At 66.4% G+C, this 23536-nt stretch carries 25 protein-coding genes; 14 read left to right on the top strand and 11 right to left on the bottom strand.

The features are described from left to right. Positions 1-123: 123 nt before the first annotated feature. Both D9M09_RS05155 and D9M09_RS05150 read left to right on the top strand, forming a co-directional pair. Complete coding sequence (locus tag D9M09_RS05155) at positions 124-495, top strand: lysozyme inhibitor LprI family protein (protein ID WP_121668753.1); 372 nt, start codon at positions 124-126, stop codon at positions 493-495. Between the two features lie 78 nt (positions 496-573). After that, on the top strand, positions 574-1449 hold the full coding sequence (locus D9M09_RS05150; RefSeq protein WP_121668752.1) for a Kdo hydroxylase family protein: 876 nt from the start codon (positions 574-576) through the stop codon (positions 1447-1449). Between the two features lie 34 nt (positions 1450-1483). On the opposite strand, the gene D9M09_RS05145 is transcribed toward D9M09_RS05150, so the two are convergent. After that, entirely contained in the window at positions 1484-3073 is a 1590-nt protein-coding gene (locus D9M09_RS05145) for a CYTH and CHAD domain-containing protein (RefSeq protein WP_162995583.1), read from the bottom strand. A gap of 120 nt (positions 3074-3193) precedes the next feature. Here D9M09_RS05145 and mgrA point away from each other — a divergent pair, with 120 nt between their 5' ends. Both mgrA and D9M09_RS05135 read left to right on the top strand, forming a co-directional pair. Further along, positions 3194-4234: an L-glyceraldehyde 3-phosphate reductase gene (gene mgrA, locus D9M09_RS05140; protein WP_099410395.1), complete on the top strand. Its 1041-nt coding sequence runs from the start codon at positions 3194-3196 to the stop codon at positions 4232-4234. 75 nt (positions 4235-4309) lie between these two features. Then, positions 4310-4795: a hypothetical protein gene (locus D9M09_RS05135; RefSeq protein WP_121668750.1), complete on the top strand. Its 486-nt coding sequence runs from the start codon at positions 4310-4312 to the stop codon at positions 4793-4795. On the opposite strand, the gene D9M09_RS05130 is transcribed toward D9M09_RS05135, so the two are convergent. From D9M09_RS05130 to D9M09_RS05120, 3 genes are all read right to left on the bottom strand, one after another. Then, positions 4780-5256 carry a DUF2244 domain-containing protein gene (locus tag D9M09_RS05130; RefSeq protein WP_121668749.1) on the bottom strand — a complete coding sequence of 159 codons (477 nt, stop codon included), beginning with the start codon at positions 5254-5256 and terminating at the stop codon, positions 4780-4782. The two genes, D9M09_RS05135 and D9M09_RS05130, sit on opposite strands and share 16 nt — an antisense overlap. A gap of 87 nt (positions 5257-5343) precedes the next feature. Next, a complete protein-coding gene (locus D9M09_RS05125) occupies positions 5344-5661 on the bottom strand; it encodes a hypothetical protein (protein ID WP_070224630.1) in 318 nt (105 codons plus the stop codon). 115 nt (positions 5662-5776) lie between these two features. Further along, entirely contained in the window at positions 5777-6106 is a 330-nt protein-coding gene (locus D9M09_RS05120; RefSeq protein WP_121668748.1) for a hypothetical protein, read from the bottom strand. Positions 6107-6392: 286 nt separating this feature from the next. Between D9M09_RS05120 and D9M09_RS28825 the strand changes: the two genes are divergently transcribed. The 7 genes from D9M09_RS28825 (at position 6393) to D9M09_RS05085 (ending at position 13029) form a co-directional block, all read left to right on the top strand. Beyond that, a complete protein-coding gene (locus tag D9M09_RS28825) occupies positions 6393-6710 on the top strand; it encodes a DUF4148 domain-containing protein (protein ID WP_162995582.1) in 318 nt (105 codons plus the stop codon). 132 nt (positions 6711-6842) lie between these two features. Further along, complete coding sequence (locus D9M09_RS05110) at positions 6843-8255, top strand: efflux transporter outer membrane subunit (RefSeq protein ID WP_121668746.1); 1413 nt, start codon at positions 6843-6845, stop codon at positions 8253-8255. A gap of 73 nt (positions 8256-8328) precedes the next feature. Next, positions 8329-8835, top strand: coding sequence for a MarR family winged helix-turn-helix transcriptional regulator (locus tag D9M09_RS05105; RefSeq protein WP_070224646.1), 507 nt, complete (start codon positions 8329-8331; stop codon positions 8833-8835). Between the two features lie 10 nt (positions 8836-8845). Beyond that, positions 8846-10990, top strand: coding sequence for an FUSC family protein (locus D9M09_RS05100; protein WP_240453557.1), 2145 nt, complete (start codon positions 8846-8848; stop codon positions 10988-10990). After that, positions 10980-11180: a DUF1656 domain-containing protein gene (locus D9M09_RS05095; protein ID WP_070224633.1), complete on the top strand. Its 201-nt coding sequence runs from the start codon at positions 10980-10982 to the stop codon at positions 11178-11180. Before D9M09_RS05100 ends, D9M09_RS05095 begins: the two co-directional genes overlap by 11 nt. A 38-nt stretch (positions 11181-11218) precedes the next feature. Then, on the top strand, positions 11219-12115 hold the full coding sequence (locus D9M09_RS05090; protein ID WP_070313787.1) for an efflux RND transporter periplasmic adaptor subunit: 897 nt from the start codon (positions 11219-11221) through the stop codon (positions 12113-12115). Continuing rightward, complete coding sequence (locus D9M09_RS05085; protein ID WP_240453556.1) at positions 12112-13029, top strand: LysR family transcriptional regulator; 918 nt, start codon at positions 12112-12114, stop codon at positions 13027-13029. The genes D9M09_RS05090 and D9M09_RS05085 overlap by 4 nt, the downstream gene beginning before the upstream one ends. Positions 13030-13038: 9 nt before the next feature. Here the strand turns inward: D9M09_RS05085 and D9M09_RS05080 are convergent, their stop codons facing one another. The 5 genes from D9M09_RS05080 to D9M09_RS05060 all read right to left on the bottom strand — a co-directional run bounded on the left by D9M09_RS05080 (position 13039) and on the right by D9M09_RS05060 (position 17147). Further along, a complete protein-coding gene (locus D9M09_RS05080) occupies positions 13039-13581 on the bottom strand; it encodes an ester cyclase (RefSeq protein ID WP_121668745.1) in 543 nt (180 codons plus the stop codon). Positions 13582-13716: 135 nt separating this feature from the next. Then, positions 13717-14463: an SDR family oxidoreductase gene (locus D9M09_RS05075; RefSeq protein ID WP_121668744.1), complete on the bottom strand. Its 747-nt coding sequence runs from the start codon at positions 14461-14463 to the stop codon at positions 13717-13719. 91 nt (positions 14464-14554) lie between these two features. Further along, positions 14555-14779, bottom strand: a complete 225-nt coding sequence (locus D9M09_RS05070) for a hypothetical protein (RefSeq protein WP_121668743.1) — start codon at positions 14777-14779, stop codon at positions 14555-14557. A gap of 14 nt (positions 14780-14793) precedes the next feature. Continuing rightward, positions 14794-15465 carry a thiol:disulfide interchange protein DsbA/DsbL gene (locus D9M09_RS05065; RefSeq protein ID WP_070219418.1) on the bottom strand — a complete coding sequence of 224 codons (672 nt, stop codon included), beginning with the start codon at positions 15463-15465 and terminating at the stop codon, positions 14794-14796. Positions 15466-15611: 146 nt separating this feature from the next. Beyond that, entirely contained in the window at positions 15612-17147 is a 1536-nt protein-coding gene (locus D9M09_RS05060; RefSeq protein ID WP_121668742.1) for a TonB-dependent receptor domain-containing protein, read from the bottom strand. Positions 17148-17370: 223 nt separating this feature from the next. Between D9M09_RS05060 and D9M09_RS05055 the strand changes: the two genes are divergently transcribed. Together D9M09_RS05055 and D9M09_RS05050 are read left to right on the top strand one after the other, a co-directional pair. After that, positions 17371-19623: a M1 family metallopeptidase gene (locus D9M09_RS05055; RefSeq protein WP_121668741.1), complete on the top strand. Its 2253-nt coding sequence runs from the start codon at positions 17371-17373 to the stop codon at positions 19621-19623. Then, the gene (locus tag D9M09_RS05050) at positions 19620-20504 is read left to right on the top strand and encodes a hypothetical protein (RefSeq protein ID WP_121668740.1); all 885 of its coding nucleotides are present in this window, start codon (positions 19620-19622) and stop codon (positions 20502-20504) included. The genes D9M09_RS05055 and D9M09_RS05050 overlap by 4 nt, the downstream gene beginning before the upstream one ends. Here D9M09_RS05050 and D9M09_RS05045 read toward each other — a convergent pair whose 3' ends face one another. Next, the gene (locus tag D9M09_RS05045) at positions 20505-21395 is read right to left on the bottom strand and encodes a LysR family transcriptional regulator (RefSeq protein ID WP_121668739.1); all 891 of its coding nucleotides are present in this window, start codon (positions 21393-21395) and stop codon (positions 20505-20507) included. 112 nt (positions 21396-21507) lie between these two features. Here D9M09_RS05045 and D9M09_RS05040 point away from each other — a divergent pair, with 112 nt between their 5' ends. Further along, positions 21508-22383 carry a DODA-type extradiol aromatic ring-opening family dioxygenase gene (locus D9M09_RS05040; protein ID WP_240453555.1) on the top strand — a complete coding sequence of 292 codons (876 nt, stop codon included), beginning with the start codon at positions 21508-21510 and terminating at the stop codon, positions 22381-22383. A gap of 163 nt (positions 22384-22546) precedes the next feature. Here the strand turns inward: D9M09_RS05040 and ylqF are convergent, their stop codons facing one another. After that, on the bottom strand, positions 22547-23494 hold the full coding sequence (gene ylqF / locus D9M09_RS05035) for a ribosome biogenesis GTPase YlqF (protein ID WP_121668738.1): 948 nt from the start codon (positions 23492-23494) through the stop codon (positions 22547-22549). Positions 23495-23536: the final 42 nt, after the last annotated feature.

The raw sequence follows: 23536 nt of genomic DNA, 5'->3' as shown, positions 1-23536 counted from the left end.
GGGCCGGCGGGGCTGACGGAGCACGCCCGCAAGCGTCCGCGGGCGGGAGAGAAAATGTTATACGATGCGCAAGAGCGCTGTACTACTCACCGATCCTGCCCCACCACTTCCTGAAAGCCCGCCATGAAAAAATGCCTGCTTGCCCTGCTCGTGTTTGCCTCCGGTTCCACCTTCGCCAACTCGGCCTGCGACACGCCGCGCAACGACTTCGACGGCCTGTATTGCCTCAACAAGGTGTACCAGGAAGCGGACAAGGAACTCAACGCCAACTACAAGACACTCGCCGCCAAGCTCGATGCCGGCGGCAAGCAGAAGCTGAAATCGGGCCAGCTGGCGTGGATCGCCAACCGTAACGACGCCTGCTCCAAACGCGAATCGTCGGGCTTCTATGTGAATCTCGATTGCGCCACCAAGACCACCATCGAACGCGCGCAATTCCTGCAGGACCGCGTGCGCGAATGCGTGAGCGCCGGCTGCCAGAACAGCAAACTGTGATGTAAGTCTGCGCCAGCGCAAACGGGAGCGGGCGGCAAGCGCCCATACTGGCCGCTCCGATGTTTCCCCGTTTGTGCCATGAGCAAACTCATCGATATTTCCCTGGACCGGTGGGACGCCAGCGGCAGCGCCGCGCAGCAGGCGGCGGCGCTGCAGGCACTCGAAAATGGGCAAGTCGTGCTGCTGCCCCGCCTGGGCTTTTCCCTGCAACCGGAAGAGCATGTGCTGCTGAACGGCGCTGTGGGTAGCGCCAGCAGCGCCAAGAACATCAGCTGGGAACCGGCGCGCGGCGTGCGGGGCCACGGCGATGCCTGCGATGCGGCCCTGCTGGCCGCGCTGATGCAACGTTATGCGCAGCACACGCAGCGCTTGCTGGCCGGCTTGCTGCCCGGCTATGTTCCCCATCTGCAGCAAGGCAAGGGCAGCTTTCGCCCCGTGGAAATCGCCGGCCGGGTGACGTCCTGGCGCAAGGACGATACGCGCCTGCACGTCGACAGTTTCCCCTCCTCACCCACGCAGGGCCGGCGCATCCTGCGCGTCTTCAGCAACATCGATCCGCGCGGCGCGCCCCGCGTGTGGAAACTGGGCGCGCCGTTCGAACAGGTGGCGCAGCATTTTTTACCTCTTGCAAAGCGTCCGCAGCCCGTGCTGGCGGCGCTGCTGCACCGGCTGCGCATCACCAAGTCGCGGCGCACGGCCTACGATCACTACATGCTGCAGCTGCACGACGCCATGAAGGCCGATCTCGATTACCAGGCGCAGGTGGAGCAATACACCCACGCATTCGCGCCGGGCCAGACGTGGATCGTCTTCAGCGACGTCGTATCGCACGCGGCCCTGCGGGGACAGCATGCGCTCGAGCAAACCTGGCTGCTGCCCGTGCGCGCCATGGCCGCCCCCCACAAATCGCCGCTGGCCATCCTCGAGCGCCAGTTGCAGCGGCCGCTGGCCTAGTCTGGCCTGGGCTCGCGCCCCGATAAAAGCGGATTCAGGCCGGCAAGCGGGCCGCCTTGAAGCGCCGCCAGGCCTTGTGCATGCGGCCATCGCTGCCATCGGCCTGCGCGCGCGCCGCCAGATAGCCGCGCACGAAGGCCGCGTGCAGCCGCAAGCCGTCCTGGGCGGACTGGTCAGCCTGGCCGGCCTGAACTTCGGGCAATTGCTGCAGCAGCCGGTCGGCCACCTGCACATCGTTGAGCCAGCCCAGTTCATCCTGCAAGGCCGACAAGCGTCCCACATACGGTTTCACGGCCCGTCCCGCAAACAGCGAGGCAAAGAATTCCGTCGCATAGCGCGTCTTCTTGGCCGCGATGCGCACTTGATGGCGCTGCTGCGGCGTGGCATGCAGCAGGCGCTTGCCGCGCTTCATCAGGCGCCGCTGGTCCTTGCGCAGGGTGGCGCGGGCAAACGGCGACACGCGCGCATCGAGGCGCCGCAATTGGCGCGCGGAACAGCCGTCGCGCCAGGCGCGCGCCTGCAGCCAGCGTTGCAAGCCCAGCATGCAGGCCGTGTAGCGCGCCGAGGTGACGGCCTGGGCGGCTTGTTGGTGCTTGAGCCGCGCCTGCGCGTGCGCCGCCTGTGCCAGCGCCGCCGCATCGGCCTGCGCCTCGCCATCGAGCTGCGCCAGGGTATTGCCAGCCAACACATCCCAGTCGCGCGCCTCGCCCAGCGCGCCGCCCAGCCAGTCGAGTTCGGCCTTCAAGGCGTCCGGCAAGGCCAGCAGGGACTTGAACATGCCCAGCGCCGAGCGCAAACGGCGCAGTCCCACGCGCATCTGGTGCACGCTTTCCACATCCTCGCCCGCCGCCACCCCATCCTGGTTGCCGCTGACCTGTTCCAGGCAATTGCCGGCGATGGCCACAAACACCTGCTCCACCGACATGGCCGCGTCCAGCGCCAGCGGTTGCGCCTTGACGGCTTGCAAGGGGGTCGATGCCGCCAGCCGATAACCGCGTTCCGCCTTGCTCATGTGGCCTAGCTGCAGCGGCACGTCCTGCAGCAATGCCAGCGCCACGTCGAACAGGCTGGAAGCTTGCCCCTGCTTCAATTCCAGTTCGACCTCGCTGACGGGCACGCTGTATACGGTACCATCGGCCCCATCGGCACCATCCGCGCCGCTTTCAATGACACCCTGGTCCAGCACGCATTCGATCTGGTCGCCCTGCGGCGTGCGCAGCTGCCAGACGGTGCGCTCGATGCGCGTGGTAAACACGGGCCGCAAGGCGTCGCGGACGGCGTCCCGGCGCAGCAGCGTGCGGATGGGCTGCTTGCGGCCGATGGCCGAGTCGAGCGCGGCCAGATCCGGCTGCGGCCCCGGCACGTCGCCTTCCCATTCGTGGCGGCTGTGCAGGCCGCCGTTGACGGTGCCGCCCGCCTTCAGGGTTTGCACCCAGCGCCCGTCCACCTGGCGCACGCGCAAGCCCGCGTGGTGGCGGCACAGCTGCAAATCGGGCGTATCGACATAGATATCGTGCATCTGCAGCACCTGCGGCGCACCTTGCGCAGCCTGCGCCAAGAGCGGGTGGGCGCGCAGACGGGGCGCGTCCTGCGGCGCCAGCAGCAATTTCAATTCGATTTCCATGTCCGCTCCTTGCGAGATTCCTGAACGCCCATTGTAAGGCGCGTCCCGCCGCGCGCAAGGCGCACGCACGCACACCTTGATTTTGCGCCAAAATAGGCGATTCATTTACAAGGAGACGCCATGACCTATCACGCCGCCGAGAACCGCTACGACAGCATGCCATACCGCACGTGCGGGCGCAGCGGGCTGAAATTGCCGCTGCTGTCCCTGGGACTGTGGCATAACTTTGGCGACAGCAACAATCTGGCCTCGCAGCGCGACATGCTGCGCACCGCGTTCGACCTGGGCATCACGCATTTCGACCTGGCCAATAACTACGGCCCGCCGTATGGCAGCGCGGAAAGCAATTTCGGCAAGCTGCTGCGCGACGATTTTTTACCGTACCGCGATGAGCTGATCATTTCCACCAAGGCGGGCTGGGACATGTGGCCGGGTCCGTACGGCCAGGGCGGCGGTTCGCGCAAATACGTGCTGGCCAGCCTGGACCAGAGCTTGCAACGCCTGGGCCTCGACTACGTCGACATCTTTTACTCGCACCGCTACGACGCCGACACGCCGCTGGAAGAAACCATGGGCGCGCTGGCGACCGCCGTGCAGCAGGGCAAGGCGCTGTACGTGGGCCTGTCGTCGTATTCGCCGCAAAAGACGGCCGAGGCGGCCGCCCTGCTGAAGGAGTGGAAAGTGCCGTGTTTGATCCACCAGCCTGCCTACAATATGCTCAACCGCTGGATCGAGGAAGACGGCTTGCTCGACACGCTGCAAGAACAGGGCATGGGCTGCATCACGTTCACGGCGCTGGCGCAGGGTTTATTAAGCGACAAATACCTCGATGGCGTGCCGCAGGATGCGCGCGTCAACCGCCCCGGCGGCGGCTCGCTGCTGCAAAAGCATCTGAGCGCGGAAAACCTGGCCCGCGTGCGCGCGCTGAACCAGATCGCCGCGCAGCGGGGCCAGACCCTGGCGCAGATGGCGCTGGCCTGGGTGCTGCGCGATCCACGCGTCACTTCGACCCTGATCGGCGCGAGCAGCAGCGCGCAAATCCGCGAAAACGTGGCCGCGCTGCAGCAGTTGTCGTTTACGGCCGACGAGCTGGCCGCCATCGACGTGCAGGCGCGCGAAGGCCATATCAATCTGTGGGAAGGCCCGTCGCGGGCCACCTGAGGATCGTCCCCCGCTTGTGGCGGCGGCAGCCAGCAGGTAGACTGCCGCCTCCCACGACATCCGCGACAAGGTTCCATGCAAGCCATCCCTGCCATCACCGTCTGTTTACTGCTTTCCTGTGCGGCCCCTGCCAGCGCGGCCAATTATTGCGACTCGCCGCAATGGTCGATCGTGCATAACAAGAGCTACGACGAGGTCATGCAGATCGCCACGAAGCGCGACAAGATACGCGACGCCGAATGCAGTTTTACCGATGTGATCCTGCGCATCCAGAACGAGGAGGCCGGCATCGGGCGCTATCCGGGCATCCTGCTCATCGCCGACGCGCAGGATGAACGCTTCGTCGTCACCAGCCGCGTCGGCGCCTACACCATCTTCAGCTACCGCTATAACGACAAGCGCCTGCTGCAGTTTGCCATGAAGGATCACAGCTGGGAGGAAGGCGAAGCGTTCCAGGCCGGCGCCTACAAGATTACCGGCACCAAGGAGTTCAAGACCATAACGGGCTTTCCCGCCACCTTACTGGTAGTACAGACTTTCCAGTTTTACGGGCCCAAATAGGGCGGCAGCAGCGCGCCCAGCTCCTGCGCCACTTGCCGGCGCCGCTCGGGCGTGGCGAACACGCCCACCGCCACATGACGGGTAGCATCACACATATCGTTGATGTGTATCAATTGGCGCGGCCCTTGCGGCACTTCGACGCGCGTGCGCCATGGCGAAAAGTGGTGGCGCCGGCAGCGGCCGGCGCTGACCTGTTCGATAATCAGCTCGCCGTCGCGCAGGGCGATGTGTTCATAGTCGCGCGCGTGGCGCAGATAGTGCAGCAGAGCGGCGGCCACCAGGCCCAGTTCGGCGAACGAAAAGACGGGAATGGTCCAGAGGCCGCGCAGCGCAAAGGCGGCGGCAATGACGAGGGAAAACAGGCATAGCAAGCCATAGGCGCGCAGCAACTGGCGCGCCGTCAAGGCACTGTGGCGCGCCAGCAGCCATTGCGGCTGCTCGCGCGAGTGATCGCGTGGCATGGCGCCTTCCGCACTATCGCTCCATCACCGCGGCGGCCTTCGCCGCCGCCAGGTTCCGCCAGATCGTTCAGCCAGCGTGCGCCCGGGTCAGGCGCCCATCCTCACCAGCGCGTGGCCCACGTGCTGCCACCAGTGATCGCGCGACTTGACCTGTTTCAGGCAAGACGTGTCGATTTCCGTGGGGAACACGCGATCCTGGCACGCCTTCGTTTCCAGGGCATAGCGCTGGTTTTCCGCCGCCGCCAGGGCCACGATCAGCCAGAACGCCAGCGCCAGCAAGACCACCAGCGCACTCCAGGCCAGGTGATTGGTGTTACTTTTTTCGCCAAAAAACTCGCGCGGCCGCGTCTCGCGGTACATCGACATCAAGCCTTTTTCTTTCTCTTCCGACATCTGCGTTTGCATCCTCTGACATCCTATCCTGTGCCGGCCGGCTGGCCATGGCGGCAAGCACGCCGCCTTGCCAGCATTTTACGCTGATGGCGCCAGAGCGACAGCAATTTGCCGCCGGCCGCCGGCATCAGGGGCGCGGCGCTGGCGCCTGGGGAACGCCGGGTTCGCCATCGCCCTCCTCTGCGGGCCGCACGGGTGCCAGGCTTTCCACATGATCGACATCGATATCGCCGCCGTCGGGCGCCGTATTGCGCGGCTCCACGCCGGCCCGTTCGCCCGTGCCGGCCGCATCGCTGTCGTTATCGAGTTCTTCCCCATCCTGGCCGGGCACGCCCTGCATGTCGCTGCCGCTGTCGGAACTGTCGCTGGGACCGAGCGCGCCCTTGCCATGGCCGGAGCCCAGAACGCGGTCGGGCGTGACGGGCAAATTGTCCGGATCGAGTGTGCTGCTGCTCATGGCTGACTCCCGTTAACAAAAAAACCAGCTTACTCTCCTGGCCAGTCCAGTGGCGCACGGCTGCCCGACCTTTTCCGAGGGGAAAATGCGGCGGCGCACAACTATTTTCAGAATTTACTTCACAAATGTACTATTCATTGCTATAGTTAATCCAAGTAAGCATCTTCTCATCCAGAAATTGCTTCATCGGCGGCACGGCGCCCACCAGCGCCATGCCGCCGAACCGACCGGTACGTGGCGATCCGGCCCATCCACCCAGCCATCATGCACATTTTGGAGTCTTATCATGCAAGCCAAATCACTCATCGCAGCATTGTTTGCCATTACCACCGCCACTTCGGCGTTTGCCCAGAGCGCCGCGCCTGCCGCTGCCAGCCAGCAACTCACGCGTGCTGACGTCACGGCCGAATACATCCGTGCCCGCAACGCCGGCGAAATCGCCACCAGCGAAGTCGACTATCCGAAAACGCCGTCCACCGCCGCCAGCAAAGTGACGCGCGAACAAGTCATGGCCGAGTTCTACGCCGCCCGCAAGGCTGGCCTGATCCCGCAAACGGAAGCGGACTTTGATGTCGCGCAAACGGCCAAGCACGTCGTGCAATAAGAAACCAGTCAGCCGGTTTCAGTCAGTAACAACTCAGTTGCGGCGCAGCACTCGGGCCACTCCCGAAGCTCCCCGCGGCGAGCTGTGATACCCCAGCAGCACCCCCAACACTACCTCTCCCGGAGTCCCTGCATGTCCCTGCACCGCCGTTTGCTTGCCGCCAGCCTGATCCTTGCCTTGAGCGCTTGCGCCGACATGGGCCATATCGCGCCGCAATCGGCCATGCTCGACGCCAACAAGCTGCAGGCGAGCCAGGCCATGGATGCGGCCGCCAGCGCCGCCATACAATGGCCGCGCACGCAATGGTGGCAAGACTTGCACGACCCGCAATTGAACCGGTTGATGGACCAGGCGCTGGCCGACAGCCCCACCCTGCGCGGCGCCCAGGCGCGCGTGCGCCAGGCCGAGGCGCTGGCCGGCGCGGCGGAAGACAAGACCCGCCCGCAGGCGGACGCGAACGTCTCCATCAACCGCGAACTGTATTCGCAGCACGGCAGCACGCCGGCGCCGCTGGCCGGCAACTACGCGTGGCGCAACCAGGCCACCGTCACGGCCTCGTACGACCTGGACCTGTGGGGCCGCAACCGCGCCGCCCTGTCCGCCGCCCTGGGCGACGTGCAGATGGCGTCGGCCGAATCGCAGATGGCCCGCCTGGCCCTGGAAACGGCGCTGGTGCGCACCTACATCCAGCTGTCATACGAATTCCAGCTGCAGGACGTGATCGAGCGCAGCCTGGCGCAGCGCGCCCGCATCCTCGACATCACGCGCCAGCGCAAGGCGGCCGGCATCGGCACGGACATTGACGTGGCGCAGATCGAAACCACCCTGCCCGCGGGACGCCGCCAGTTGGAGCAGTCGGCCGAGTCGCTGGCCCTGCTGCGCAACCAGCTGGCGGCCCTGGCGGGCAAGGGTCCGGCGGCCGGCGCGGCGCTCACGCGCCCCGTGCTGCGCCTGGACGAGCCGCTGGCCATTCCCGCCGCCCTGCCCGCCGACCTGATCGGCCGACGTCCCGACATCGCCGCCCAGCGCTGGCGAGTGGAAGCGGCGGCGCAGCGCATCGACGCGGCCAAGGCCGAGTTTTACCCGAACGTCAACCTGGTGGCGTTCGCCGGCTTCCAGGCCTTCGGTTTCAGCCACTTTCTCGACGCCAACTCGGAGATCCGCGGCGCCTCTCCCGCGCTGAGCCTGCCCATCTTTGCCGGCGCCCGCCTGCGCGCCCAGCTGGGCAGCCAGACGGCCGTGTACGACGGTGCCGTGGAGCAGTACAACGCCACCGTCATCAATGCCATGTCGGATGTGGCCAACGCCGTCACCCGCGCCCAGTCGCTGGCCAAACAGCATCAGCTGACCGTGCAGGCGCTGGCCACGGCGCAGCGCGCGCGCGACCTGGCGGAAAAAGCGTACAAGGCGGGCATGAGCGACGCCATCGCCATGCTCAACACGCAAGTGGCGCTGCTGGCGGAAGAACAGCAGCAGGCGCAAAATGGGGCGCGCGAGCTCGATCTGTACGTTTCCTTGATGAATGCATTAGGAGGCGGCATCTAAGCTTGCAATCCTGGCATTGCCCTAGCCCAACAAGATACAATCGGAACTTTATTCACACATGAAGGAATATGACATGACCGCTTTTGACGCCACCTCCAAGCGGCTGCAAAACATCCGCACGCGCATGCCAGGCTTCCCCATGGAACTGATGCGCCTGCTGCGCATGACGTACCACATCCAAAAAGGCATGAAGGACCTGACCAATGCCGCGCTGAAAAAGCACGACCTGGTCGATGCCAGCTACATGGTGCTGGCCGTGCTGTACGGCACGGACGACGAAACCTCGAACGCCTGCACCCTGGGCATGGCGTGCCATGAAAAGCCGGCCAACCTGACGCGCGTGTGCAACGACCTGGAAACGCGTGGCCTGATCCACCGCGGCACGCGCCCCGGCGACCGCCGCTCCGTGATGATCTCGCTGACCGACAAGGGCCGCGCGCTGATCGAAACGGCGCTGCCCGACGTGTACCAGGAAACCTCGGCCCTGTACGACGGGTTCACGGAAGAAGAGCTGCAAGTGCTCGACAAGCTGTACATGCGCCAGCTGCGCAACCTGAACAATCTCAACAACCAGAACTGATAGCCTATCGATGACGCCAGCCACAGCAACAAAACCCACATATGGCCCCCTGAACCGGGCGGCCCGCTGGCTGGCGCTGGCGCTGCAGGACTGGCGCGCGACGGAAGGCGAACGCTGGATCTACGTCGGCAAGACTCTCATCGCCGCGTTCTGCGCGCTGTGGCTGGCCTACCGCCTGGGCCTCGATTCGCCCAGTACGGCGATGACCACCACCATCATCCTGGCCCTGCCCAGCAGCGGCATGGTGCTGGAAAAAAGCTTTTACCGCCTGTGCGGCACTCTGCTGGGCTGCACGGCCGCGCTGACCCTGATCGGCCTGTTCCCGCAGCAGCCCGTGCTGCTGTTCGCCGGCCTGGCCCTGTGGGTGGGCCTGTGCACGAGCGGCTCGGCCCTGCACCGCAACGCCCAATCGTATGTGTACGTGCTGGCCGGCTACACGGCCTGCATGATCGTGCTGCCCGCCATCGAGCAGCCGATGCAGGTGTTCTCGCTGGCCGTCACGCGCGTGGCTGAGGTGAGCTTGGGCATCATCTGCTCGGCGGCCGTCTCCAGCGTGCTGCTGCCGCGCCACCAGGGCACGCAGGTGATGCGCACGGTGCAGGCGCGCTACGGCAAATTCCTCGCCTTCTGCCATGACGTGCTGCAGCAAAAGCTCACGCCGGCCCAGGTGGAACTGACGCATCTGCAGTTTGCCGCCGACGTGGCGGCGCTGGAACTGGGGCGCTCGGCCGCGCTGTTCGAAGTGACCAGCAAAGTGAGCCACGTGCGCGCGCAGAACCGCAAGCTGCACGCCTTCAACGCCACATTCATGACGGCGCTGACCACCTTCTATACCTTCCACCGCCTGTTCGACCGCCTGCAGCGCGATGGCGAAAACCAGGTCATGCAGGCGTGCGCGCCCCTGTACGCCATCGTCGCCGAGGCGCTGCAGACGACGCCTTCGCAAGACTCGCTCGACACCATGCAGCGGCATTTGCAGGCGGCGCTGGCGCAGGCGCGCGCGGACATCGACGGCGCGCGCATCGTGCATGCGCAGCGCATCGACTTCGACACCGTGTGCGAGCTGCTCGAGCGCTTCGCGCGCGACATGAGCCGCTTTCACGAAGTGTATTTCAGTCTGGTGCACGACACGCCGCTCGACGTGAGCACGCCGCAGGCATATGCGCCGAAGACGCCGCCCGCGCTGGTGCTCGCCAGCGGCGCGCGCGCCGGCATCAGCCTGGCCCTGCTGGCGCTGGGCGCCTACTTCCTCGCCTGGCCCTACGCCAGCACGGCGATGCTGATGGCGGCCGTGTTCTGCGCGCTGGCCTCGTCCTCGCCGCGCCCCATCATGATGATCCGGCAAGTGCTGACGGGTTTTTTGATCGCCATGCCCCTGTCGCTCGTCTGCGTGTACTTCGTGCTGGTGCACGGCGACGGCTTCCCCATGCTGGTACTGAGTTTTGCGCCCTTCCTCGCCCTCGGCCTGTACCTGATGACGAATCCGGCCAAGCTGGGCGTGGGCCTGGGCGTGTCCACCTTCATCACGCAGATGGCGCCGACGAATCTGATGCACGTCGACGGCGCGGCCTTTTTGAACACGGGCATGGCGCTGATCGTCGGCCTGATGCTGGCCGCCCTCGTGTTTGCCGTGCTGCTGCCCGAGCACACGATGGGCCACAAGGACCATATCGGCCCGGCCCTGTGGCGCGAAGCGCTGCAGGCGTGCACGGCGCCGGCGCGCCGGGTCAAGCATCGCTTCGACAACCGCGTGCGCGACCTGCTCAGCCAGCTCAATGCGGCGGCCGGGCCGGCGCCGGGCGAGGCCACGCGCGCCGTCGTGCGCCAGGCCCTGACCCTGCTGGAAATCGGCCATTCCGTGATCGAATTGCGCGAACTGATCGCTACCGCCCGCCCGGGCGCCACGCGCCATGCGCTGCAGCAGTGCGTGGACGGCATCGCCGCCTGGCTGCGCACGCGCGGCGATGCGCAACTGCAGGCGGCGCTGGCCGCCACCCTGCAGGCGGGCGCCGTGGTGCGCGCGGCGCAAGCGGAAGCGGAAGCGACAGCCGAACGCAGCGCACGGTTGCAGACGGCCTTGGCCGACCTGCATTCCATCTACACCTCATTACTCGACCATATGGCGCCTGGCGCCGGAGACCACCATGCCGCGTGAATTCGCCCTGTTCGGAATTCTGATTCCCACCCTGCTGCCCCTGTTCATCCTCAGCATCGGCCTGCAAACCCTGCTCGACCGCGTGCTGGGCTGGCTGGGCGTGTACCGCATGGTGTGGCACCCGTCGCTTGCGCGGCTGTGCATCTTCATCGCCATCTTCGGCGCGCTGGCTCTATCGCTTTACAAATAAAAAAAACTGTTCAACCCAATCAAGGAAAGGCTGCCGACATGGTAAGCAAACTGACACGCTATGCAATCACCCTGCTGCTCTTGGCAGCAGCCCTGTGGATAGGCAAGACCGTCTGGGACCGCTACATGGAGTCGCCATGGACGCGCGACGGGCGCATCAAGGCCGACATCGTCAACATCAGCGCCGACGTGGCCGGCACCGTCACGGACGTGCTGGTGCGCGACAACCAGGTGGTGCAAAAAGGCGACGTGCTGTTCGTCGTCGACAAGGAACGCTACACCAGCGCGCTGGCCCAGGCCGACGCCGTGCTGGCCGCGCAAAAAACGGAAATGGGCCGCCGCGGCAAGGAAGCGCAGCGCCGCGCAGGCCTCGACGCCAGCATCATCTCGACGGAAAGCCGCGAAAGCGCGGCCTTTGCCGCCAGCTCGGCCTCGTCGCAAGTGCAGGCCGCCGTCGCCGCCCGCGCGCTGGCCCAACTGAACCTGGAACGCACCACCGTGCGCGCCCCCGTCAGCGGCTACGTGACGAACCTGAACGTGCACAAGGGCGATTTCGCCGCCGTCGGCGCGGCCAAGCTGGCCGTCATCGACAGCGCCTCGTACTATGTCGTCGGCTACTTCGAAGAGACCAAGCTGGGCATGCTGGCGCAGGACGACAAGGCGGAAATGAATTTGATGAGCGGCGGCACCCTGCATGGCCACATCGAGAGCATCGCGCGCGGCATCACCGACCGCGACGCCGCCACGGGCCGCGAACTGCTGGCCGACGTCAATCCCACCTTCAACTGGGTGCGCCTGGCGCAGCGCGTGCCCGTGCGCATCCACATAGATGAACAAGACAGGAATCAGGTCCTGGTAGCCGGCACCACCTGCACCGTGGTGATCACGCCCCATTCGGCACCGGCGCCGAAACCGGCGGCGGCGCACCCGGCATGATCATGATGCGCGGCGGCGCCGGGCGCCTGGCGGAAATCGCCCTGTTCCTCGACGCTGCGGTGCTGGGCAGCTTTTCCGCCGCCGGCCGCAAGCACGGCCTGTCGCCGGCCGCCGCCAGCGCCGCCATCGCGCGCCTGGAAACGGCGCTGGGCGCCACCCTGTTCGAGCGCACCACGCGCCAGCTGCGCCTGACGGAAGAAGGTTTGCACTACCGCCAGTACAGCGAACAGGCGCTGGACTTGCTGGCGCAGGCCGAAGACGGCTTGCACGCGGGCGGCGGCGCCGTGCGTGGCGTGGTGCGCATCTCGGCGCCGTCCGACATCGGCCGCCAGCTGCTGCTGCCCATGCTCGACCGCTTTGCCGCGCTGCACCCGCAGCTGCGCCATGCGCTGACCCTGACGGACATGACGGCCAATCTGGTGCAGGACGATATCGACCTGGCCATCCGCTACGGCGAGCTGCCCGACAGCGACATGGTGGCGCGCCTGCTGCACCGGGGCCGGCGCGTCGTGTGCGTGGCGCCCGCGCTGGCCGCCAAGGTGGGCGTGCCGGCCGCGCCGCGCGACCTGGCCTCGCTGCCCACGCTCGTGCTCACGGCCGGCGACGGCGCACCGCAGGAATGGCGCTACCGCGAAAACGGCAAGCGCCACAGCCTGCGCCTGCCGGGGGACTGGCACAGCAACGACGGCGAAATCATCCGCCGCTGGGCCGTGGCCGGCCATGGCTACGCCTACAAATCGCTGCTCGACATCGGCGACGACCTGCGCGCGGGGCGCTTGCAGACGGTGCTCGACGATTATTTTGCCGACAGCGTCCCCCTGAACCTGCTGTACCGGCGCAGCCGCTTCCAGCCGCCGCGCGTCGCGCTGCTGGCCGACTTCCTCGTGCAGCAGTTCGCCGCGCTGCAAGCCTGACGGCCGCCCTTACTGCGGCAGCACGCCCAGCTGGCGCAGCAGGGTCAGGTTGTCTTCCAGGTGCCAGTTATCGCTGATGCGCCCTTGCGCATTGACACGGTACAGATCAAACGCATGGAAATCGACGGCCTGGCCCTGCCCCTGCAAGGGTCCCTGCGGCGTGGGGAAGACACCCGTGAAGCGGCCCGTGAAATGCAGGCGCAAAGTCACCCGGTCGCCCGCCACCAGCATCTCCTCGATGGCCACCTTCAAGTCCGGCACGGCCGCGTGAAACACCTGCGACGCCTGCAGCGGGCCGGCCAATCCCTGCGGGCGGCCGGCAGGCAAGGTGCGGTCCGTAAAATCGTCGGCCAGCGCCAGGCGCGCCAGGGCCGGGTCGCCGCTTTCCCAGAACGCGGCATAGCGGCGCGCGGCCAGCGCCACCGCGGCGTCGGCTTTCGCGCCGGACAAGTGGGCGGGCAGGGGCAGATTGGTGGCGGCATGGGCCGGCGCGGCGGCCAGCAGGGACAGGGACAGGGACAGGGACAGGATGGCGGGAGCAAAAGCGGACATGGTGGTTCCAAATGAGTTGATCGGCGTGCAATGGCACACCGTCATTCTGAACTCGCTTTCCCTGCTTGATAATTGGCCCCGCACTTGAAGCAATTGCTTGCAAGGGTTGAAAATAAGTTGACAATGCGTTGAAAATCAGCGCCCGCCCGCCACGTCGAGGATACTGCCCGTCACATAGCTGGCCCCCGGCCCCAGCAGGTACAGGATGGCGTCGGCGATTTCTTCCGGCTGGCCGCCGCGCTGCATCGGCACGCCCGATGCCAGGCGCGCCACCCTGCCCGGTTCGCCGCCCGAGGCGTGGATGTCCGTGTAGATGATGCCGGGCCGCACGCCGTTGACGCGGATGCCTTCGGCCGCCACTTCCTTCGCCAGGCCCAGGGTCAGGGTATCGACGGCGCCTTTCGAGGCAGCGTAATCGATGTATTCGTCCGGAGAACCGATGCGCGCCGCCACCGACGAGACATTCACGATGCGTCCGCCCTGCCCGCCGCTCGCCGTCGACATGCGCCGCACGGCCTGCTGGCAGCACAGGAAATAACTGATCACGTTGGTGCGCAGCACGCGTTCGAGGCGCTGGGCGGACATGTCGACCAGCCGGCATTTCCGCTCCAGCACGCCGACGTTGTTGACCAGCGCCGTGAGCGTGCCCAGGCGCGCATCGACTTCATCGAACAGGCGCGCCACGTCCGCTTCCTCGCTGACGTCGGCCTGCACGGCGATGGCCTCGCCGCCCGCCGCCACGATGCGCGCGCACAGTTCCCCGGCCGCCTGCGCATCGCGCACATAGTTGATGCAGACGGCATAGCCCTGGCGCGCCGCCAGCAGCGCCGTCGCCGCACCGATGCCGCGGCTGCTACCGGTAATCACGATCACTTCCTTCATCGTCCCTCCTGAATAGTTGTGGCTGCTTGTGGCTGCATCATACGCGGCCGAAAAAAAACCCGCGCGCGGCGGGTTTTTCGTACTGACACATTCAATTTCGGAAATGCGTCATGGCATAAGTCAGGTGCTGCCACCAGTGTTCGCGCGACTGCACGGACGCCAGGCATTTCGCATCGACCTCGTTCTTGAACGCGGGGTCCACGCAAGCCTTGCTGGCCAGCGCATTGCGCTGGTTTTCCACGTTGACGATGGCAATCGACAACCACGCCACGAGGGCGAGGGCCAGTACGCACAGGGTCCAGGGCAGCTGTTTCATGGTGTTCTCCGGTGTTACTTCTTCGCTGGCGCGGGAGCGCGCTCTTTCAGGACGCGCGCCACCAGTTCATCCATCACGCGCAGGGTCGCGGCCTGGGTTTGCGGCTCGGACTGGCCAGGACGCGACAACTGCGCCGGCGACGTCACGAAGCGGCCGTCGATGACGATGGTCGGCGCGCTGTCGATCTTGCTGGCCGCGATCAGTTGCTCGTTGCGTTTCAGCTTGGTCTGCACGCCGAAGGAATTGAACATGTCCAGGTATTTCGCCTTGTCGATGCCGTTCTTGACCAGCAGGTCGAGGATGGCGTCATCGCGGTTCAGGCGGTTGCGCTCGACGTGGATGGCGCGGAAGATCTTGTCGTGGAACTGGTCCAGCTGGCCCATCGCTTCCAGGGTGGCATAGGCGTGCGCCTGCGGATCCTTCGGACCCGAGAAGGCCAGGTGGATGCGGCGGAAGGCGATCTTGTCGCCCTGCTTCTTGACCCAGTCGTGCATCAGCGGATCGAGCGCGTAGCAATGCGGGCACGAGTACATGAAGTACTCGACCACTTCCACCTTCTTGCCCGTGTCCGTGCGCACTGGCGTCGGGAGCGTGGTAAAGCCGGTATCGGCCGCCATGGCGCCGCCGGTGGCCGCCACCAGGGTGACGGCGGCAAGCAGGGGACGCAAGAAACGCAGAAAACGCATAATAATCCTTCATCATAAGTGGTCGTGAACGGGGCGAGATTACCACTTTTTGCGCCGGGCGATGAACCCCGGGCGGAAAAAAGGCGCTTTTGCGCGCTCCGTTTGCGCCCGATTAAGCCGCTCTTAAGCGCCGCCGTGCCGCTGCCTCAGAAATGGTAGCGCGCGGCCACGCGCAACTGGCGCGCATCATTGAGGTAAATGCTGGAGCGGCAGCCCGGCGCATCGCCGTAATGGCGGCGGTTGGCCAGGTTGCTGCCGGCCAGCTCCAGCTCCCACGCGCCCAGCTTGCGCACGTAACGCCCGTCCACGGTGGCAAACGCAGGCACTTGCGCCAGGCAGCTGCCGGCGAAATCGGGGCCGTAGCGCAGGGCGCGCAGCCATTGCACGCCCACGTCGGCACTGGCGCCGCCCTGCCCCGTCCAGTACAGGCGCAGACTGGCCAGGGTTTTCGGCACGAGCGCGATGTCCGGGCCGTCATAGGCGTAATCGTCATAGCGCGCATGCACCTGGCGCAGCTGAGCGTCGAGGCGCCAGTCGCGCGCCAGCGCCATGCCGGCCTCGATGGCGATGCCTGCGCGGCGCGAGGGGTCGAGGTTGCCCGCAAAGCCCAGCTGGCCCAGGTTCTGGTCGAAGACGATCTGGTTGCTCAGGCGCTCGCTGAACACGCGCACGGAAGCGCTGCGCGCCGCGTCGCCGAAGGTGGCACCCACTTCCATTTCGCGCCGCAACTGCCCCGCCAGGGGACGGTAGCCGGCGCGGGTATAGCCATCGTCATCGATGCGGTAGCTGCGCGCGGCCCTGGCGTACACGCTCAGCTGCGGGCGCAGCTGCAGGCTGCCCTGCAAGTCCCACGCATTCTGGTTTTCCCAGTCGCTGCCGCTGGCGGGCATGTCGGCCGGGTCGAGCTGGAACTGTTCATGCCGCAGCCCCAGCAGCAGACGCGGCGCATACAGGCCGCCGAAGGCCAGCTCTTCGCGCAGCAACAGCGCGCGCGAGTACTGGCGCCGCTGCGCATCGCCCGCGCGGCCCGAGCGCCGCTGCCACTGCATCAGGTCCAGGCCCACCTCCGTGTCCGTGCCCACGCCAGCCACCTTGCCGTAATGGCGCAGGCGCGGCGCCAGCTGGCGGCGGCTGCTGCTGTACGTCGATTCGATGCTGCCGTCCTCGCCCGCATAGTGGGCCGTGGCGCGCTTTTCCCGCTGCGACAGTTCCACGCCCAGCTCGAAACTGCCCACATAGCGCTGCACGAAGGCGCTGGCGCGCCGCACCTCATAGCGGTACAGGTCTTCCGGGCGGGCCGCCAGCAAGGCCAGGAACGGTGCTTCGGGCGCGGGATAGCGGGTGTCCTGGTTCAGCTGGTCGGCGCTGAAGCCGAAGCGGCCCTGGCGCAGCTTCCATTCCGCGCCGCCGTTGAAGCCGCGCTGGTGAAACACGCTGCCATCGCGGTAATTGCCATTGCGCAGGCCATCGATGGCCACGTCGAGCGACATGCCGCCCTGGTCGCGCGACAGGGCGCCGCGCATGCTGTGCTGGCCGCCCTGCGCCAGTTCGGCGGACAAGTCGCCGTGCGTGACGCCGGCCGCGCCACCATCCGCGCCGTCCTGCGCGCGCGCAGGCATGGCCAGGGTGCACAACAGCAAGATGCGCGCGGCGATGGTCAGGGCGGAAGGGGCAGGCATCATGGCGGAAAGCTGGGTGCGCTACCTGGGCGCGAACGCACGGTAGTAGGAGGATGGCAAAAGCGAATCATTATACGCACGGCGCGCGGCGCCGCAACAGCGAGCTGGGCTGCCAGCATAATCCATTGCTTATTTGTAATTTTTACAGGTATATTAACGAGCACCCGGCGATCCTGGGCGCAGCCGACTGCATCTGAAAATCAACAAGTCACTGTGGGAGTCACGCATGGAAAGTCGTAGCACGCCGCGCCGCCGCATTGTCCCCCTCGCGGGCAAGTTCAAAGCCCTTGCCATCGCCGCCCTGCTGCTGGCCGGCCTGGCCCTGCAGGCCGAGCTGTTCGCCCAGCAGGACCAGGGCAAGCCGGCCAGCGCGCCCATGCCGCCGGCGCCGTCGGCCGACGGCATCGCCCTCGCTTCGCCGCATGCGGCCGCCGTCACCACGCCCAGCGCCGGCAACGCCTGGGGCGGCGCGCGCACGGGTGCGCAAGCGACGCTGTCGGACCGCGTGGTCGACTACCAGATCGAAGCGACGCTCGATCCCGTCAAGCACACGATAGACGGCCGGCAGAAACTGCGCTGGCGCAACCGCAGCGCGCAAGCCGTCAGCAGCGTGTACCTGCACCTGTACCTGAACGCCTTCGAGGGCGAGCATTCGACCTTCTTTACCGAGAAGCGCAAGTTCGATACGGGCTTTCGCTCGGGCGTCGGCACGCGCGACGGCGAGTGGGGCTACATGGAACTGCGCAGCATGACGCAAAACGGCGCCACGGCGCCCTGGCATTTCGTCCAGCCCGACAACGGCCCGGCCACCGACCGCACCGTGGTGCGCGTCGACTTGCCGCAGGCCGTCGCGCCGGGCGCCGAGACGACGCTCGACATGCGCTTCTTCGACCAGCTGCCGCGCGTCATCGCGCGCACCGGCTATTTCGGCAGCTTCCATCTGGTGGGCCAGTGGTTCCCGAAGATCGCCGTGCTGGAACTGCCCGGCGAACGGGGCGCCACCGCGCCGCGCTGGAACGCGCATGAATTTCACCTCAATTCGGAGTTCTACGCCGACTTCGGCCGCTACGACGTGAAGCTGACCGTGCCCAGGGAGTACACGGTGGGCGCCACCGGTGAATTACAGGGCGCGCCGCAGGAGAAAAACGGCATGCTCACGCACCACTATGTGCAGGGCGACGTGCACGATTTCGCCTGGACGGCCGACAAGCGCAGCGCAGCGCCATTGACGGGCAGCTGGAGCGCCCCTGGCAGCCCGCCCGTGGCCATCAAGGTGCTGTACCCGCCCGAGTATGCGTCGAACGCGGCGCCCGCGCTGCAGGCGGCGAAAGACTCGCTGACATATTTCTCGCGTACCCTGGGCCCGTATCCGTACAAGACCCTGACGGTGGTGATCCCGCCGTTCAATGCGGCCGAAGCGGGCGGCATGGAATACCCGACCTTCATCACGGCCTCGAGCTTCGCCAGCCTGCAGCCGAAGACCCTCGCCGGATTCGGCCTCGACTTCGTCACCATCCACGAATTCGGCCATGGCTATTTCTATGGCATCCTGGCCTCGAACGAATTCGAAGAACCCATCCTCGACGAAGGCTTGAACGAGTACTGGGACCAGCGCATGCTGCGCGCGCGCGGCCAGGACATCCACGCCACCACGCCCCTGCTCAAGCGCCTGGGCTTCGCTCCCGCCTTCAAGGTCTTCGAGGCCGAGCGCATGGCCGCGCCACGCCAGGATGCGGCCGACCCGCTGGGCCAGAATGCGTGGGACCGCCTGCAGGGCGTGGGGCCCGTCTACAGCCGCACGGCCACCACCCTGCGCGACCTGGAAGCGCGCATCGGCAGCGAGGCCATGGAACGGGGCTTCAAGGCCTATTACGAACAGTGGAAATTCCGCCACCCCAGCGTGGCCGACCTGCGCGAAGCGCTGGCCGAAGCGACGGGCCAGCGGCGCATCGTGGAACAGGTCTTCGCGCAGCAAGTCCATGCCAGCGCGAATATCGACGACCGCATCGGCAGCTTCACCAGCGAAGAGCAGACGCCGCTGGCCGGCCTGGCGCTGGTGAACGGCAAGCGCGTGGAACGCACGCCCGAGGCGCTGGAAAAAGAAGAGGACAAGGTGCGCGCGGCGTGGGACAAGGCGCACCCGGACGCCAAGCCCGGCACCGGGCCCTATCCCTATCTGACCAGCGTGGTGCTGCGCCGCCGCGGCGCGCCCGTGCCGCAGGTGCTGCTGGTGAAGTTCGCCGACGGCAGCTCCGAACGCGTGGTGTGGGACAACGGGCAACTGTGGCAGCGCTACACCTGGAGCAAGCCCGTGAAGGCCGTCTCGGCCGAACTCGATCCCGACCGCGTGCACTACCTCGACGTCAACAAGCTCGATGACAGCCGTACCCTGAAAGCCGACACGTCCGCCGCGCGGCGCTGGAGCCTCGATATCGCCGCCGCCTTCCAATACCTGCTTTCCCTGATCGCCATCGTATGAGCGCCACTTCCACGCCACGGGCCAGCGGCCTGACCCTGACCACGCGCGCCAGCCGCGCCGCCCTGCAATGGCGCTTGCTGCTGCTGTGGGCCGGCCTGCTGCTGATCCCGACCATCGTTGCCGTCATTCCCGTCTGGCGCACCTTGAGCGCCAGCCTCGACCAGGCCGTGCATGCGGCAGCGCTGGCACAGCGGCTCGACCTGATGACGTTGGCCGACCTGGCCGCCAATGCCAGCCGCAACGGGGCCGCCATCAGCCAGGCCGCCATCGCCGCCATCGTCCTGACCCTGCTGCTGTCGCCGCTGCTGAGCGGCCTGGTGGTGACGGCCGCGCGCGCCCCTGCGCCGCCCGGCTTCGGTGCCCTGCTGACGGGCGCCTTCAGCGAATACGGCCGCATGCTGCGCATGCTGTTGTGGAGCATCGTGCCGCTGGGCGTGGCACTGGCGATCGGCGCCGGCGCGCTGAAACTGGCCGACAAGCATGCGGCGACAGCCATCCTGGAAGCCGACGCCGACCTGGCCCGCCACCTGGCCTTGCTGCTCGCGGGCGTGCTGTTCCTGCTGGCCTGCGCCACGCTCGACGCGGGCCGCGCGGCGCTGGCCGTCGACCGGCGCCGCACGTCGGCCGTCAAGGCCTGGTGGCGGGGTCTGGCCATGCTGCGCCGGCGTCCGCTGGCCTGCCTGGCCATCTACCTCGTCATCACGGTGCTGGGACTGGCGCTGTATGCGCTGCTGGGCGTGGCACGGCTGAACCTGGCCGGCCCCGGTCCGCTGGCCATCGCGGCCGGCTTGCTGGTCACGCAGCTGGCGGCGCTGGCGCTGGCGTGGATGCGCAGCGCGCGCCTGTTCGCGCTGATCGACGTCAGGCGTTCAATCGCCTAGTCAGGCCCCCAGGCGCCCTTCATCGGCGAGGAAATCGATGAAGGTGCGCACCTTCGAGGACAGGTAGCGGCGGCTTGTATAGACGGCGTACACCTTGCCGCCCGCCAGCTTGAAATCGTCGAAGAGGCGCACCAGCCGCCCCGCCGCCAGGTCGTCATCCGTCTGCCACGACGGCAGCAGCGCGATGCCCATGCCGTCGAGCGCGGCCGCGTGCAGCAGGCTTTCGTTATTGCATTGCAGCACGGGCGTAAACTTCACCGTCTCGCGTCCCTGCGGCCCGTCGAAGGCCAGCTCATTGCCGTTCGCCAGCAAGGAATAGCTGATCATGGCGTGCTGGGCCAGGTCTTGCGGCAGCTGCGGCCGGCCCGCGCGCGCCAGGTAGGCGGGAGCGGCCACCAGGTGAAAGGCGATGCTGCCGATGGGCCGCGCGATCAGGGCCGGCGACGGCGCCTGGCTCACGCGCAGGGCCAGGTCGAAACCCTCTTCCACCAGGTTGACCACTCTTCCGCTCAAATCGATGTCGAACGTGACTTCCGGGAAGCGCTCGCGGTAAGCCACCAGGGTGCGCGTAAAGATGGCATTGGCGAACCAGACGGGGGCGCTCAGGCGCAACATGCCGCGCGGCACCACCGTCGTGCGGCCGACCGTCGCTTCCACTTCGTCGAGGTTGTCGAGCATGTCGCGGCACTGTTCAAAATACACCTTGCCGATTTCCGTCAGGCTCAGGTGGCGGCTGCTGCGGTTCAGCAAGCGCGCGCCCAGGTGGCGTTCAAGGTGCATCACGTGCTTGCTGACCATGGCCGGCGACAGATCGAGGCGCTCGCTGGCCCGCACAAAACTGTCCAGCTCCACTACGGCGCGAAACACGCGCATGCTGCGCAAGGTATCCATGACTGTCCCATCATCAACAAAATGGAAATGATATATCAATAATTGCGATCTTGATCAACTGAGCGCGCATGACTATCATCGATAGCATCAGTCATTCCACTCCGGAGCCGCCATGCAAGAGCACACATTTCCCACCTATTTCCTGTCGCACGGCGGCGGCCCGTGGCCGTTCATGAAAGACCAGTTCGGCGGCCGCTACGACGTGCTGGAAGCGTCGCTGCAGGACATCCCGCGCCAGATCGGCGCGCGCCCGAAAGCCGTGCTGGTCGTGACGGCGCACTGGGAAGGGCCGCAGTTTCTCGTCTCGGCCAGCCCCAAGCCGGGCATGATCTACGATTATTCGGGCTTTCCGCCGCACACCTATCAAATCCAGTACCCGGCGCCGGGCGCGCCGGAGCTGGCGGCGCAGGTAAAACAGTTGCTCGATGCGGCCGGCCATCTGGCGCGCCTCGACCACGAGCGCGGCTTCGACCACGGCACTTTCAGCGCCCTGTTCCCCATTTACCCGCAGGCGGACGTACCGCTGGTGCAGCTGTCGCTCAAGCACGGCTACGATCCGCTGACGCACGTCGAAGTGGGCCGCGCGCTGGCCGGCCTGCGCCGGCAGGGCGTACTGATACTGGGCAGTGGCCTCAGTTATCACAACCTGCGCCAGTTCGGCCAGGCGGGCGCCGTCGCCTCGCACCAGTTCGACGCCTGGCTGCGCCAGACGATGGCCTTGCCGCCACAGCAGCGGCTGGAACAGTTGCTGGCCTGGGACCGGGCCCCGGGCGCGCGCCAGGCCCATCCGCAGGAAGACCATCTGCTGCCGCTGATGGTGGCGCTCGGCGCGGCCGAGCAGGAAGCGGCGCACGTCGTCTACCACGAAGAGGATTTCTTTGGGGCGCTGGCGGTGACCAGTTTCAGGTTCGGGGCGGCGAGCGGAAATGAGCAGCAAGCCGGGGGCAGACCCTCAACACCGCTAACGGCTGGTTCAGCGTCAACGTAACCGGGGGTCTGACCCCAGAATTTGCTTTGGGGTGAATTCGGAAGCCGGGGTCAGACGGGGACGCCGAGTCCCGCAACACCGCCAACGGCAGGTTCGACGCCTACGTCACCGGGGGTCTGACCCCAGAATTTAAAAAAGCCGCTAGCTAGCGGCTTTTGTTTCATTACGTGCCGCGCTTGCCCCGCGCCGCATTTTTCGCCTTTTCAGCGGCAATTTCCGCCGCCTTCGCCGCTTTTTCCGCCATTTCGGCCGCATGCTGGGCCATCAGGGCCGCGCGTGTGTCCGGCGTTTCCAGCGAGATGCGGCCCAGGATGCCGCTGCGGTAGTCGAGCAGCAGGGTATGCGACGCTTTCTCGAAATCGTAGTCGCCGCCCTTGATGCGGAAGCCGCGCTTGGCGGCGATGCCCTCGACCACGCCGATGGCGTCGACTTCGCCGATCTTGGTGCCGTAGCGGGCCGCCAGCAAGTCCGGGTAGCGCTTGAGCAATTCCTCTGCCAGGAAGACGGCCACTTCCTCTTCGATCAGCGCGTTCGAGCCGATCGCGTGGCTGGCCGCCAGCATCAGGCCGTCGCTGGGGATGGCGATCTTCGGCCACAGCATGCCGGGCGTGTCGACGAGGATGGTGTTCTTGTCCAGGTACAGCTTTTGCTGCATTTTCGTCACGGCCGGCTCGTCGCCCACCTTGGCCACGCGTTTTTTCAGCAGCGCGTTCATCAGCGTCGACTTGCCCACGTTGGGAATACCCATGATCATGATGCGCAGCGGCTTGGTCGGCACGCCGCGGTGCGGCGCCAGCGACTTGGCCAGATCAGGAATGCGCGCCACATCGCCCGGCTTCTTGGTCGTCATCGCATACGCGGTCACGCCTTCCTGGGCATTGAAGTACGCGACCCAGGCGCTAGTTGCGGCAGGATCGGCCAGGTCTGTCTTGTTGAGGATTTTCAGGCAAGGGCGCTGGCGGAACAGGCGCAGCTCGTCCACCATGGGATTGCAGCTGGCTGCCGGCAGGCGCGCGTCCACCACTTCAATCACCAGATCGGTGTTTTCCATGGTTTCGGCCGCTTTCTTGCGGGCCGCGTTCATGTGTCCTGGGTACCATTGTATCGCCATGCTCTTGCTTTCAAAATCGTTCGGTCAATCCGCTATTTTACG

The sequence above is a fragment of the Janthinobacterium agaricidamnosum genome (assembly GCF_003667705.1).
Taxonomy (GTDB): domain Bacteria; phylum Pseudomonadota; class Gammaproteobacteria; order Burkholderiales; family Burkholderiaceae_D; genus Janthinobacterium.
The sequence above is the reverse complement of the archived record's forward strand: the minus strand, read 5'-3'. Positions and strand labels throughout refer to the sequence as shown.